Source organism: Glycomyces sp. NPDC021274, assembly GCF_040641195.1.
Taxonomy (GTDB): Bacteria; Actinomycetota; Actinomycetes; order Mycobacteriales; family Micromonosporaceae; genus Glycomyces.
Genome location: NZ_JBFADC010000002.1, coordinates 45465 through 59002, shown reverse-complemented (window position 1 = coordinate 59002; position 13538 = coordinate 45465). Strand labels below are relative to the sequence as shown.

The following is a 13538-nucleotide window of genomic DNA, read 5'->3' as shown; positions in this document are numbered from 1 at the left end:
CCGCACTCGGCGGACCCGGGGTCCGCGGGTCAGTTCCTGCTGGTAGGAGCAGCTGCGGCAGGGTCCCGTGTGGCCGGTCGCGCACGGTCGGTACGGGGCCCGACGGTGACGGCCAGGAGGCCGAAGCCGATCGCGGTGGCGAACCCCGTGACGGCGATCCCGGAGTCGTTGACGACCGCGCCCAGGACCGCGACGGCGCTCAACCCGATCACAGCGGCGGCCACTTCGTCAGTGCGGACCGGGGCGCGCCGGCGCCAGATCACGATCGCGCCGATGAGCGCCGCCAGCGACAGCCACGTGAGCGGCCGCCCGATAGTGCCGATGGCCGCATCGGCCTTGCGGATGAGGATGTTCGCCGCGGTCCCGTCCAGGACCGACCCGACGAACCGGCCCAGATGGGTCTGGTCCTCCTGGGGGCGCAGATAGTCCAGGAACCCGCCGATCGCGAACACCGCGAACGCGATGACGCCGGCGAGGATCACCGCCTTGACCGTGAGCTTGCGGCCCCACAGCTTCCAGCAGCACAGGATGCCCGCGGCCACCAGCGTGAGCGTCCCGCCCATGTCGCGCCCGAGGTTCGGGGCGCCGACGATCACGACCGCGCACACCCCGATCGCCACCGGCCCCCACACGCGGGCCCGGCCCCGCCACGGCAGGAACGCGACGAGCAGGATCACCGCGGCCGCGAACACCGCGAACGCGTAGTTCCCCAGTCCGGTGAACCGCGCCCCGGCCTGCGCGGTGTACCCCATCGGGGTGTGCAGGGGCCAGGTCGCGCCCGAGACCTGGTCCACCGCGATGAGCAGCGCCGCGGTCCCGGCGATCACCAGCAGCGGGCGCGCGCCCCGGCGCGTCCACGGCAGCGACGCCGCCACGGTCAGCACCGCCATGCCCGCGGCGATGAGCGCCCAGAACGCGAGCGTCGGCTCCCCGGCCCGCCACCAGGGCGGGATGCCCGCGGCGACCCCGGCCACCGGCATCGCGGCGACCGCCAGGCACACCGTCCGCGCCAGGCCCCGGAACCGGTCCGGCCCGCACAGCAGCCACACCGCCGCCGCCACGGCGATCACGCCGAGAGCGGACAGCACGGAGTAGAACACGAAGCTCACGGCGATCACCGACTGCGACGCGGCGGTCTCGTCGATGCCGCGCGCGACCGCCGACGCACTCGAATGCGTCGCATCGGGCAGCACCTGGATCGGCGCCCCGGCCACCGTCGCCGGCACGCCCGCGCCGATCGCCCCCAGCGCCGTCGCCGACACGTCCACCAGCTGCACGTACCCGTCGCGGCCCGTCGTCGCCGACGTCAACGCACCCGCCTCCACGCCCGCACCCGAATACAGGACCGGGTGCAGCGCCGACGGCGCCGACGCATCCGAGACGCCCGCGACCAGCAGCCGCCAGTCCTCCGGCAGCGCCGCCTGCACCTCGCCCACCGCCGCATCCGCCTCCGCGGCCGCGCGCTCGCGCACCGACGCCGCCTCCGGCTCGATCTCGCCCTCGTCGAGCGCCCCGGTCGGCTCATCCGAGCCCACACCGATGTCGTCCTCACCCAACTGGTCATAGTCCGTGCTCGTGTCCGGCGCCTCGTCGGCCGTGTCGCCCACGACCACACCCGGATCCACGATCACCACATCGCACACGCCCATCGCCGCGCCCAGCGACCCCAGATCCGGCCCCCAGAACGCGATCCGGCCCGCCGTGTCCGCCGCCGCCAGCGCCGCACCGTCACCGATGCCCGCCACGCACGCCCCCGGATCGGGCGCCACCACCGGCTCACCGGCGGCCTCGGCCTCCAGCGCCGCCGCCTCCTGCTCCGCGGCCATCGCCGCCACCGCATCGGCCAGCGACCCCAACCGGGCCCCGTAGTTGAACGACTCGTTCGCATCGACCAGCGCCTGCCAGTCCTCGACCGACCAGCCCGCACCGTCCTCGACCGGCGCCTGCAACCGCGACTGCGCCGCGCACTGCGCATCGCGCGGCGCCGCACCACCCGCCCGCTCACCCGCGCCCAGGCTCAACCAGCCCGCCTCAGGACACGTCCACGACCCGATCGTGCGCACACTCATCGACGCCGACGCACCCGAACCCGCCATCGCCCACATGTTCGGCGTCACCGACGCGTCGATGTCCGTCCACGCCAGCCCCGGCACGCCCAGCACGATGATCCCCGCGGCCTCGTCCTCCTCGGCCGCCGCCACCGCCGGAGGCGCCGCCAGCACCGCGCAGACCACCGCCAGCACGGCCGCGACACCCCGCACCCACGCACCGCCCCCGCGCACCCGCACGCCCGCCTCCCAAGTCATGCCAGCAGTCTATGGGGTCCCCACGCCCCTCCCGGCTCCCTGGCCGCCCGACCTTCACCACAACCCGCCGCGCCGCGACCGGACGACCACCCCCGCCCGCGTTAGGCTGGGCCGATGCGCACCATCGCCACCGCCAACGTCAACGGAATCCGAGCCGCGGCCAAGAAGGGCATCATCCCCTGGCTCGAGCAGACCGAAGCGGACGTGGTGCTCCTCCAAGAAGTCCGCGCCGCCCACGACCAGATCCCCGCCGAAGTCCTCGAAGCCGCCGGCTGGCACTGGCACGTCGCCCCCTCCACCGTCGCCAAAGGCCGCGCCGGCGTCGCCGTCCTCACCCGCACCCCGCCCGAAGCCGCCCGCACCGGCTTCAGCGGCTTCACCGGCGCCACCGAATTCGACGACCACGGCCGCTACGCCGAAGTCGACCTCCCCGGCCTCACCGTCGCCAGCCTCTACCTCCCCTCCGGCGAGACCGACACCCCCCGCCAGGTCGAGAAGGAACGCTTCATGGCCGTCTTCGCCGCCTACCTCGCCGAAGCCGCCAAGAAAGCCCGAGCCGCAGGCCGCGAACTCCTCGTCTGCGGCGACTGGAACATCGCCCACGCCGAAGCCGACCTCAAGAACTGGAAGTCCAACAAGAAGACCGCCGGCTTCCTCCCCGGCGAACGCGCCTGGCTCACCGACCTCTACGCCACCGGCACCTTCGTCGACGTCGTCCGCGCCCTCAACCCCGGCGTCGACGGCCCCTACTCCTGGTGGTCCTACCGCGGCCGCGCCTTCGACAACGACGCCGGCTGGCGCATCGACCTCCACGTCGCCACCAGCGCCCTCGCCGCCAAGGCCACCAAAGCCTGGGTCGACCGCGCCCCCACCCACGACCAGCGCTGGTCCGACCACGCCCCCGTCCTGGTGACCTACGACCACTAGGAGCCCCGGCTCGCCGGCCGGCAGAGCGAACGGGCACCATTGAACCCCGTGAGCCTCATCGACTACCTGCCGTCCTCGAACACGCCCGAACCCGACGACGTCTACACGGCCTTCGCACAATGGGCCGACGACACCGGGATCGTCCTCTACGAGCACCAGGAAGAGGCCCTCCTGGCCATCTGCACCGGCCAGAACACCATCATCAGCACCCCCACCGGCTCCGGCAAGTCCCTCATCGCCGCCGCCGCGCACTTCAACGCGCTCGCCAACCAGCGCACCTCCTTCTACACCGCGCCGATCAAGGCGCTCGTGAGCGAGAAGTTCTTCGAGCTGTGCGAGCAGTTCGGGCACGAGAACGTCGGCATGCTCACCGGCGACGCCGCCGTCAACCCCGACGCGCCGCTGATCTGCTGCACCGCCGAGATCCTCGCCAACCTCGCCCTGCGCGAAGGCGCCGCCCTCGACTGCGACTCGGTCGTGGCCGACGAGTTCCACTTCTACGCCGAGCCCGACCGCGGCTGGGCCTGGCAGGTCCCGCTCCTGGAGCTCCACCGCGCCCAGTTCACGCTCATGTCCGCCACCCTCGGCGACACCGAGTTCTTCCAGACCGACCTGACCCGCCGCACCGGCCGCGAGACCGCGCTCATCGCCTCCGCGACCCGGCCCGTGCCGCTGCACTACGAGTACCGCAAGACCCCGCTGCACGAGACCGTCGAGAACCTCGTCGACAACAACCGGGCACCGGCGTACATCGTGCACTTCACGCAGGCCGCCGCCCTGGACACCGCGCAGGCCCTCTCGAGCCTCAACCTCGTCGACAAGGACGCCAAGGCCGCCATCAGCACGGCCCTCGGCGGGTTCCGGTTCACCACCAAGTTCGGGCAGACCCTCGCCCGGCTCGTGCGCTCCGGCATCGGCGTCCACCACGCCGGCATGCTCCCCAAGTACCGGCGCCTGGTCGAACGCCTCGCCCAGCAGGGCCTGCTCAAGATCATCTGCGGCACCGACACGCTCGGCGTCGGCATCAACGTCCCCATCCGCACCGTCCTGTTCACCGGCCTCACCAAGTACGACGGCCGCCGCACCCGCCGCCTGCGCTCCCGCGAGTTCCACCAGATCGCCGGCCGCGCCGGCCGCGCCGGGTTCGACACCGAGGGCTTCGTCGTCTGCGAAGCCCCCGAGCACGTGATCGAGAACGAGAAGGCCATGCAGAAGTTCGGCCTCGACCCCAAGAAGCGCAAGAAGATGGCGAAGAAGAAGCCCCCCGAGGGCTTCGTCGGCTGGTCCGACGAGACCTTCGCCGCGCTCTCGGAGGCACCGCCCGAACCGCTCCAGTCGCGCATGCGCATGACCCACGCGATGCTCATCAACCTGCTCGCCCGCCCCGGCAACACGTTCCAGCACGTGCGCACCCTCATCGAGGACTCCCACGCCGACCGCGCCACCCAGCTGAAGATGGCCCGCACCGCGCTCACCATCGCCCGCACCCTCCGCGACGCCGGGATCATCCTCATCGAGGACGGCAAGGTCGACCTCACCGTCGACATGCCCGACCACTTCGCGCTCAACCAGCCGCTCGCCCCGTTCGCCCTCGCGGCCCTGGAACTGCTCGACCCCGAATCCGACACGTACCCGATGGACGTCGTCTCCATCGTCGAGGCCACCTTGGAGGGCCCCGGCCAGATCCTCGCCGCCCAGCGCAGCAAGGCCAAGGGCGCCGCGATCGAGGCCATGAAAGCCGACGGCCTCGACTACTACGACCGCATGAACCAGCTCGAAGACGCCGAAGTGGACTACCCGAAGCCGCTCGCCGAACTCCTCGACGACGCCTTCGCCGCCTACCGGACCAGCCACCCGTGGGCCGCCGACTACCAGCTCGAACCCAAGTCGATCCTCCGCGAGATCTGGGAGGGCCGCCTGACCTTCGGCGAGTACATCGGCCTCTACGGCATCCAGCGCGGCGAAGGCCTCCTCCTGCGCTACCTCTCCAGCGCCTACAAGGCCCTCATCCAGACCCTCCCCGAAGGCGCCGGCGGCGCCGAACTCGACGACCTCACCGCCTGGCTCGGCGAGACCATCCGCCAGACCGACTCCTCCCTCATCAACGAGTGGGAGCAGCTCACCAACCCCGCCGAGGACGAGAACCTCGACACCGGCCGCCCCGCCCGGGCGTTCACCGACAACGACCGGGCCTTCACCATCGCCGTCCGCAACGCCGCGTTCCGCCACGTCGAACTCGCCGCCGCCGACCGCGTCGAAGCCCTGGCCGCGTTGGAGACCGGCTGGCCCGCCTCCAAATGGGACGCCGCCCTCGAACGCTACTTCCAAGCCCACGACGACATCGGCACCGCCGGCGCCGCCCGCGGCAACGAATACCTCGACATCACCAAGCAGGGCCGCACCTGGACCGTCCGCCAGACCATCGACGACCCGGCCGGCGACAAGGACTGGGCCATGCTCTTCAAGGTCGACCTCGACGCCTCCGACGAGACCGGCACCGTCGTCATGACCATCGAGGACTTCACCGACTAACACTGGACCACAAGGGAACCGAGGAGTCGGTAGCATCGCCGCCGCGACAACCCACTGCACCGGCGACGAAGCCGCCCGCCTGGACCGCCATCGACCGCACATGACCGCCGAATGGCAGAATCGGCCCGTGCTCACCGACCCGCTCCACTCCCCCATCGGCACCCCGGTCCACACCGCCACCGCACTCCAGCACAACACCGGCAACCAGGCCACCGGCGGCATCTGGCGGGTCTCCGGCCCCGGCGGGGACGCGATCCTCAAGCACCTCACGCCCAACGGCGGCGGCTTCGAGCACTGGGAGCCCTCGGACGACCCGCGGCACTGGAACTACTGGCGGCGCGAACACCTCGCCTACACGACCGGCTTCGCCGCGAGCTACGGCGCGACGGCCGGGATCGGCGCGCCCGCACTCCTCGCCGCAGGCGAACGCCCCGACGGCAGCCGCGAACTGTGGCTCGAAGCCGTCGACGGCGTCCACGGCCGCCACTGGACCGCCCCGATGCTCGCCGACTTCGCCCGCCGCCTCGGCGTTGCCCAAGGGCTGCACCGCGACAACCCCGAAGAGCCCTGGCACTCGCGCCGCTTCCTCCGCCAATACGCAGGCCGCCGCGACTATCCCGGCGTCCCCTGGGACCACCCGACCGCAGCCGCCCACTGGCCGCGCGACACCCGCGAAGGCCTGCGCCTGATCTGGGAACGCCGCAACGACCTCTTCACCATCGCCGAGCACCTCCCGCACACCCTCTGCCACCTCGACGTATGGCCCATGAACCTCATCCAGCGCGGCAGCGAACCCGTCCTCCTCGACTGGTCCTTCACCGGCCGCGGCGCCATCGGCGAAGACATCGCGAACCTCATCGCCGACACCTTCTTCGACGGCCTCCAACCCGTCGAACACCTCGCCGAGACCGAAGCCGCGATCACCGACGCCTACCTCACCGGACTCGCCGAAACCGGGCACCCCGAGCACAACGCAACGCGAAAAGCCATCGCCGCCACCGGCGCCGCCAAGTACTGTTGGCTCGCCCCGGCGATGCTCACCCGCCTCGCCGCAGGCCGACCGATCGCCAGCGCCGACTACGACACCGCCGAAGACGCCGCCGTACTCGCACGGCGCCGCCCGATCTTCGACATGCTCGCCCGCTGGGCCCGCACCGCCCTCGACCACTGAGAGACCGCCATGCCCGTCCAGATCACCGAGACCATCGCCATCCCCGACAGCGAACTGCGGTGGCGCTTCTCGCGATCCTCAGGACCCGGCGGCCAAGGCGTCAACACCACCGACTCACGCGTCGAACTCGTATTCGACCTGACAGGCACGAAAACCCTGCCGCCCGCACTCCTCGAACGGGCACTCGCCCGCCTCGGCGACCGACTCGTCGACGGCACGGTCGTCATCGCCGCCTCCGAGTTCCGCTCCCAACTGCGCAACCGCGAAGCCGCCCAAGAACGCCTCGCCGAACTCATCCGCCGCGCCATCGCCGCACCACCGCCCCCGCGCAAAGACAGGAAACCCTCCAAAGGCGCGAAACGGCGGCGCCTGGAAGACAAGCGCCGCCGCTCCGACGTCAAGAAGCTGCGCCGCAGCACCGACGACTAGTTCTCGGGCAGGGGCTCCCCGAAATCGGGCGTCCCGTCCTCGTTCCAACCGAACGGCTGCACCCGGCAGTGCCGGTCCGGGTTGTCGAGCGGGTCCCCGACGATCTCCTCGTACGCGCGCGCGTGGAAGACCAGCAGGTCGTTCCCGTCCTCGTCCACGGTGAACGCATTGTGGCCGGTCCCGTAGATGCCGTTGGCCGCGCTGGTGGTGAAGACGGGCTCGGGGTGCTTGGTCCACGAGGCGGGGTCGAGGAGGTCCGCGTCGGCGTCGGCGCTGAGCAGGCCCATGCAGTACTCGGCGCCGGTGCCGGAGGCCGAGTAGGTGATGAAGACCTTGCCGTTGCGCACGATGGCGTAGGGGCCCTCGTTGACGGCGAAGCGGATGGTCTCCCAGGGCAGTTCGGGGCGGGAGAGCTCGACGGGCGCGCCCTTGATGGTCCAGGGGTTCGCGAGTTCGGCCAGGAACAGGCTGGTGTTCGAGCCTTCCAGGCCCGGGTCGTGCTGGGCCCAGCACAGGTAGCGGGCGCCGTTGTGGGCGAAGGTGGTCGCGTCGAGGGAGAACGAGTCGATCGGGGTCTGGATCTGGCCCTTCTCGGTCCACTCCCCGGCCAGCGGGTCGGGGTTGCGGTTCTCCAGGACGTACATGCGGATGCGCCAGACGTCGGCGGTGGCCGACTCGGCCTCGCCGGCGGCGAAGTAGACGTACCAGGCGTCGTCGATCCAGTGCAGCTCCGGGGCCCAGATGTGGGAGCCCATGGGGCCTTCGGGGTGCTGGACCCAGATGGTGGTCTCCTCGGCGTCGCGGAGGCCGAGGAGGGTGTCGGCGCCGCGCAGCACGATCCGGTCGTAGGCCGGGACCGTGGCGGTGAAGTAGTACCGTCCGTCGGTGTGCCGGGTGATCTGGGGATCGGCGCGTTCGAGGATGAAGGGGTTCGGCAGCTCGAAGGCAGTCTTGTTATCGGTCACAACCTGCATGTTACAACTCCACCCGGAACGTCCCCGCAGGCTCCACCTCCGCCGCGCCCGCGGACTGGGACGCCAGCCAGTCGACCAGCAGCTCCACGTCCGAGCAGGCCAGATCGAACACCACCTCGGCACCGAACTCGACGTGCACCAGGCGCACGTCCTCGCGCAGCCGCAGCAGCCCCTCGAGACTCCCGGCCACCCCGTACTCCACCCGCACCGTCAGGCGCTGCCAATGCGCGAGCTCGACGGTCCCGGCGGCATCGACCGCAGCCGAGACGGCCGCGCCGTAAGCCCGCACGAGCCCGCCCGCGCCGAGCTTCACCCCGCCGAAGTGACGGGTGACGACGGCGAGCACATCGGTCAGGCCGCGCCCGCGCAGCACCTCGAGCATCGGCACGCCGGCAGTCCCGGCCGGTTCGCCGTCATCGCTCGAACGGGCCGACTTGCCGTCGTCCAGGACATAGGCGGTGCAGTTGTGCGTCGCCTCCCAGTTGGCCCGGCGATGCGCGCCGATGCGTTCGCGCGCTTCCGCATCGGAGGCCACCCGGTACAGCGTGCAGATGAACCGGGACCCGTTGACCACGGTCTCGGTCTCCGAACTGGCGACGGCGAGGGTGCGCATCCTCAGCCCACGACGCCGTGCTCCCAGGCCCACGCCGCGATGCCCACGCGGTTGCGGACCCCGAGCTTCGCGCGAACCGCCTCCAGGTGCGTCTTGACCGTCGAGACCGAGACGAACAGCGTCTCAGCGATCTCGGCGTTCGTCTTACCGCGCGCCACGAGCTCGACCACGTCCAACTCGCGCTCGGTCAGCACATGCGAGGCCTTGGGCCCCTCCGGAACGGGCTCAGTGAGCCGCTCGAGCAGACGCACCGTCACCGACGGGGAGATGAGCGACTCACCGCTCGCCGCGGCACGGACCGCTTCGACCAGCAGCGTGGGCCCGGAGTCCTTGAGCAGGAACCCCGTCGCACCCGAACGCAGCGCGCCGTACACGTACTCGTCCGTGTCGAACGTCGTGACGACCACGATCCGCGGACCGGTGCCGTTCGCCCCGGCCAGCAGCGTGCGCGTCGCCTCGAGCCCGTCCAGGCGCGGCATCCGGATGTCGAAGAGGCACACGTCGGGCTTGAGCCGCCGCGCCTCGGACACCGCGACCACCCCGTCAGGGGCGTCGGCCACCACTTCCATATCGGGCTGGGCGTCGATGATGGCCCGGAACCCTGCCCGGACCATCTCCTGGTCGTCTGCGATCAGCACTCGGATTGCCACGCCCCGAGCCTAACCGGCGCCGGCCGCTACGCGGCGGCGCCCGCCAGTTCGCGCTCGCGCACCACAGGCGCCGGCACCGGCTCGGCGACCGGGGCGGAGCGGATCGGCGCCACGGCCGATTCGGCGGCCTCGCGCTCCAGGACCGCCTGGCGGCGGGCCGACCGCTGCCGGATGGCGAAGGTCGTGGTCACCAGGAACAGCCAGGTGCCCTCGAGGAGGATGAGGCCCCAGTCGTGGCCGATGATCGCGGCGGTGAGCAGGATCGAGCAGGCCGAGATGACCAGGAGCAGCGAGGCCGGCTTGGTCGCGTGGATGCGGTGGGTCTGCAGGAGCAGGAAGTTCGTGATGTAGAGGAGCGCACCGATGATCTGGAACATGATGCGGAGGTCGAAGTCGTGCATGGGAAATCCTCGAGAGAACGAAGGCAGGCAGGGAGGTGCCCCGCGCCGGCGATGGCGCGGTGGCGTCAAGGAGAGAGGAGGAGGACCGAGGGGTTACAGGGTCGCGGCCGGATGGCCGCTCGGTCTGCTCCGCGCGCAGACCTCCGAGACCCCTCCGCGCAGGACGCGCGTCTGGAGCGATCCGCAGATGCACCGCGTCCACACCGTCATGCCCGAGGCGCTGCGATGCCGGGACACGGTCGTCACCGGATCGTCGTCGGGCCAGCCGCAAAACGGGCAGCACTGCATGACCGCGTCCTCCTTACAGGGCTTCGGGTTTCGTTCCAGGGATGAGCGCCGGCCGATACCGCCCGCGGCGGCATTCGCGCACTGTTCTCACGCTCAATACGAGGTTAAGGTCCCAATCGTCCGGGCTACAACACCTCGGTGACGCTAGTTTGCGAAACTCATCGTGAAGCGAACGCTTAAGCGATTGGAACCACACCTTGATCGATCTGAGGAGACTGCACGTGCTGCGGGCGATCGCCCACCACGGCACCGTCTCCGGCGCGGCGAAAGCCCTGCACATGTCCACTTCAGCGGCGTCGCAGCAGATCCGGCTGCTCTCCAAGGACCTCGGGGTGCCGCTCCTCGAACCGGTCGGGCGCGGTGTGCGGCTCTCCTCGGCGGCGCAGGTCCTCATCGCCCACATCGACGCCATCGAGGCGATGTGGCGCCTGGCCGAGGCCGAACTCCAGGCCACCGAAGGCGAGCCGTCCGGAATGCTGCGCCTGTGCGGGTTCCCCACCGCCATCGCGACACTGCTCGCGCCGCTGGTCGACACCGCCCGCGAGCGGTACCCCGCGCTCGAGCTGCGGCTGCGCGAGGCCGAGGCCTCGGAGAGCTTCGACCTGCTCTTCGCCGGGGAGGGCGACCTCGCGCTCGTCGAGGCGACGCCTGACAACCCGCCGCCCGAGGACATCCGCTTCGACGCGCAGACGGTCTTCAACGACCCGTTCGACCTCGTCGTTCCCGGCGGCCACTGGTGCGCCGGCAGCGAAGCGGTCGACCTGCGCGAACTCGAGCGCGAACCGTGGATCATCGGCGTGCCCGGGTCCATGCACCGCCGCCACGTGCTCACCGCCTGCTCGAACGCCGGATTCCGGCCCACCGTCACCGGCGAGGCGCGCGAATGGAACGTCATCGCCGTCATGGTCGCCCACAAGATGGGCGTCGCGCTCATTCCCCGCCTTGTGGACCTCCCCCACCACCTCGACCTGGTGCGCGTCCCCGTCTCCGGGCCGTTCACGCCGTTCCGGCACTTCCAGGCCGTGACACTGCGCGGAGGCGCGCGGCGCCCCTCGGTCGCGGCCGTCATGGAGCTGCTGAACGAGCAGGTACGCGCCGCGGAAGGCATCGGGCCGCTCCCCGAAGCAGAGGCCTGACCTGCGGCGGGTCACCGCACACCGGTGCTGAGCTGGGGTAACCAGTGAACGTGATCGACCCTACTGGACACTGAACTCCGTTACGCTGAGCGAATGTTCGACTACGGCGGCGAGTCCGCGCCCACCGGCCCCCGGCACCTGCGCGTGCGCGGAGGCACCGCCCTGACCGGGTCGATCGACGTGAAGACCTCCAAGAACGCCGGGGTCGCGCTCCTGTGCGCCAGCCTCCTCAACCGCGGCCCCACGGTGTTCCGGCACGTCGCCCGCATCGAGGAGGTCAACCGCATCCTGCGGGTCCTGGACTCCATGGGCGTCGAGCACGAATGGCTCAGTCCCGAAGGCGACCTGCGCATCCAGCCGCCCGAACGCCTCGACCTCACCCGCATCGACGCGGAAGCGGCCCGCCGCACCCGCTCGATCATCATGTTCCTCGGGCCGCTCCTCCACGACTACCCCGAGTTCGAGCTGCCCTTCGCCGGCGGCTGCGAGCTGGGCGACCGCACCGTCGAACCCCACCTCGCCGCGCTGCGCCGCTTCGGGCTCTCGGTCGAGCGCTCGCACGGCGGCTACCGCGCCACCGTCAAGGAGCACGTCGAACCGCCCGGCGCGATCGTCCTGACCGAACGCGGCGACACCGTGACCGCGAACGCGATCATGGCCGCCGCCCGCTTCCCCGACGTCACCGTCATCCGCAACGCCTCCTGCAACTACCAGGTGCAGGACCTGTGCTGGTACGTCGAGAAGCTCGGCATACGCATCGACGGCGTCGGCACCACCACCCTCACCGTCTACGGCCGCGCCGCGATCGACACGCCCGTGGACTACGCACCCGCCGAGGACCCGATCGAGGCCTGGAGCCTCGTCTCCGCCGCGATCGTCACCGAATCCGAGATCACCGTGCGCCGCACCCCCATCGAGTTCGTCGAGATCGAACTCGCCCTCGCCGAGGAGATGGGGCTCGCGTACTCCAGGAGCGCCGAGTACCTGGCCGCCAACGGCCGCACCCGCCTCGTCGACCTCACCGTCCACCCCTCGCCGCTGCGCGCGGCGGCGGACAAGATCCACCCGATGCCCTTCCCGGGCCTCAACATCGACAACCTGCCGTTCTTCGCGCTCATCGCCTCCTGCGCCGAGGGCGAGACGTTGATCCACGACTGGGTGTACGAGAACCGCGCGATCTACCTGACCGAGCTCAACCGGCTCGGCGCGAAGGTGCGCCTGCTCGACCCGCACCGGCTCCAGGTCGAGGGCCCGGTGCAGTGGACCGGCGCCGACGTCGTCTGCCCGCCCGCGCTGCGGCCGGCCGTGGTGCTCCTGCTCGCGATGCTGCGCGCGCAGGGCACCTCGGAGCTGCGGCACGTCGACGTGATCCACCGCGGCTACGAGCAGCTCGCCCAGCGGCTCCATCTGCTCGGGGCCGAGATCGACCCCTTCTGAACCACGCCTTCCAGAAGCACGGTCGCGGACGACCCGCGACCGTATGTGACACTTCCATTCATGAACATGCCGTCCGATGTGCCGCCGCAGACCTTTGCGCTCCTGAGCCTCGTCCAGGCCCACCTCAAGCACCTCGACAAGGTCGAAGGCGAGGTCATCGGCAGCCCGCAGTGGGAGGCGACGCTCGAGTCCACGAAGTCCGTGGTCGCCGCCAAGTCCCCCGGCCTGGCGATCACGGCCGCGGACATCCCGATGATCGTCGGCACCGGCTCCCCCGACCGCAAGCGCCGCCTCTACGCGACCATGCCGGTGGCCCCCGAGATCGCCGCCCTCGCCGACGAGTCCGAAGTGGCCCTGTTCGCGTACAACCGGCGCGGCCGCCTCCAGCCCGCCAACCGCACCGCGGCCAAGTCGCAGGCGCGCGCCTGGTACCCGCCCGCGAAAGCCCTGGCCCCCATGCGGATCATCGACGACACCGTCTGGGAGCCCGTCGCCGCCGCGACCGGCGACAGCGGCCGCCCCAGCATCATGGAGGCCGCCGCCGGATGGCTCGTCCTCCTGGCGGTCGTCGCGTTCATCGCCGCCGCAGGCTATCTGGCCCTGTGGTTCTTCGACATCCTCTGACGCCCCTCGAGAGCACTGCCCCAGCCTCCTGTATTCGCTTGCTGAACAGC

At 70.9% G+C, this 13538-nt stretch carries 12 protein-coding genes; 7 read left to right on the top strand and 5 right to left on the bottom strand.

Annotated features, from left to right (window positions below; all coding sequences use genetic code 11):
- Positions 1-29 precede the first annotated feature (29 nt).
- Entirely contained in the window at positions 30-2306 is a 2277-nt protein-coding gene (locus AB0I03_RS04165) for a hypothetical protein (protein ID WP_360406103.1), read from the bottom strand.
- Between the two features lie 114 nt (positions 2307-2420).
- Between AB0I03_RS04165 and AB0I03_RS04160 the strand changes: the two genes are divergently transcribed.
- From AB0I03_RS04160 to arfB, 4 genes are all read left to right on the top strand, one after another.
- On the top strand, positions 2421-3233 hold the full coding sequence (locus tag AB0I03_RS04160; protein WP_360406100.1) for an exodeoxyribonuclease III: 813 nt from the start codon (positions 2421-2423) through the stop codon (positions 3231-3233).
- 48 nt (positions 3234-3281) lie between these two features.
- Positions 3282-5765 carry a DUF3516 domain-containing protein gene (locus AB0I03_RS04155; protein ID WP_360406097.1) on the top strand — a complete coding sequence of 828 codons (2484 nt, stop codon included), beginning with the start codon at positions 3282-3284 and terminating at the stop codon, positions 5763-5765.
- A gap of 127 nt (positions 5766-5892) precedes the next feature.
- Complete coding sequence (locus AB0I03_RS04150; RefSeq protein ID WP_360406094.1) at positions 5893-6936, top strand: aminoglycoside phosphotransferase; 1044 nt, start codon at positions 5893-5895, stop codon at positions 6934-6936.
- A gap of 9 nt (positions 6937-6945) precedes the next feature.
- The gene (gene arfB / locus AB0I03_RS04145; RefSeq protein ID WP_360406091.1) at positions 6946-7365 is read left to right on the top strand and encodes an alternative ribosome rescue aminoacyl-tRNA hydrolase ArfB; all 420 of its coding nucleotides are present in this window, start codon (positions 6946-6948) and stop codon (positions 7363-7365) included.
- Here arfB and AB0I03_RS04140 read toward each other — a convergent pair.
- Genes AB0I03_RS04140 through AB0I03_RS04125 form a run of 4 tightly spaced genes read right to left on the bottom strand, consistent with a single transcriptional unit; the run spans position 7362 to position 10003 of the window.
- Complete coding sequence (locus AB0I03_RS04140) at positions 7362-8330, bottom strand: glycoside hydrolase family 43 protein (RefSeq protein ID WP_360406088.1); 969 nt, start codon at positions 8328-8330, stop codon at positions 7362-7364. The two genes, arfB and AB0I03_RS04140, sit on opposite strands and share 4 nt — an antisense overlap.
- A gap of 10 nt (positions 8331-8340) precedes the next feature.
- Positions 8341-8952: a YigZ family protein gene (locus tag AB0I03_RS04135; protein ID WP_360406085.1), complete on the bottom strand. Its 612-nt coding sequence runs from the start codon at positions 8950-8952 to the stop codon at positions 8341-8343.
- Positions 8953-8954: 2 nt separating this feature from the next.
- Entirely contained in the window at positions 8955-9602 is a 648-nt protein-coding gene (locus AB0I03_RS04130) for a response regulator transcription factor (protein ID WP_205327469.1), read from the bottom strand.
- A gap of 26 nt (positions 9603-9628) precedes the next feature.
- Positions 9629-10003 (bottom strand): hypothetical protein, encoded by a 375-nt coding sequence (locus AB0I03_RS04125; protein ID WP_360406082.1) that lies wholly within the window; start codon positions 10001-10003, stop codon positions 9629-9631.
- Between the two features lie 485 nt (positions 10004-10488).
- Here AB0I03_RS04125 and AB0I03_RS04120 point away from each other — a divergent pair, with 485 nt between their 5' ends.
- The 3 genes from AB0I03_RS04120 to AB0I03_RS04110 all read left to right on the top strand — a co-directional run bounded on the left by AB0I03_RS04120 (position 10489) and on the right by AB0I03_RS04110 (position 13488).
- On the top strand, positions 10489-11427 hold the full coding sequence (locus AB0I03_RS04120; protein WP_360406079.1) for a LysR family transcriptional regulator: 939 nt from the start codon (positions 10489-10491) through the stop codon (positions 11425-11427).
- Between the two features lie 93 nt (positions 11428-11520).
- Positions 11521-12864: a UDP-N-acetylglucosamine 1-carboxyvinyltransferase gene (locus tag AB0I03_RS04115; protein ID WP_360406076.1), complete on the top strand. Its 1344-nt coding sequence runs from the start codon at positions 11521-11523 to the stop codon at positions 12862-12864.
- Between the two features lie 60 nt (positions 12865-12924).
- The gene (locus AB0I03_RS04110) at positions 12925-13488 is read left to right on the top strand and encodes a hypothetical protein (RefSeq protein ID WP_360406073.1); all 564 of its coding nucleotides are present in this window, start codon (positions 12925-12927) and stop codon (positions 13486-13488) included.
- Positions 13489-13538: the final 50 nt, after the last annotated feature.

Coding starts and splice junctions, on each gene's coding strand:
- AB0I03_RS04165 (WP_360406103.1), bottom strand. CDS start 2,306: ATGACTTGGGAGGCGGGCGTGCGGGTGCGCGGGGGCGGTGCGTGGGTG.
- AB0I03_RS04160 (WP_360406100.1), top strand. CDS start 2,421: ATGCGCACCATCGCCACCGCCAACGTCAACGGAATCCGAGCCGCGGCC.
- arfB (WP_360406091.1), top strand. CDS start 6,946: ATGCCCGTCCAGATCACCGAGACCATCGCCATCCCCGACAGCGAACTG.
- AB0I03_RS04135 (WP_360406085.1), bottom strand. CDS start 8,952: ATGCGCACCCTCGCCGTCGCCAGTTCGGAGACCGAGACCGTGGTCAAC.
- AB0I03_RS04125 (WP_360406082.1), bottom strand. CDS start 10,003: ATGCACGACTTCGACCTCCGCATCATGTTCCAGATCATCGGTGCGCTC.
- AB0I03_RS04115 (WP_360406076.1), top strand. CDS start 11,521: ATGTTCGACTACGGCGGCGAGTCCGCGCCCACCGGCCCCCGGCACCTG.
- AB0I03_RS04110 (WP_360406073.1), top strand. CDS start 12,925: ATGAACATGCCGTCCGATGTGCCGCCGCAGACCTTTGCGCTCCTGAGC.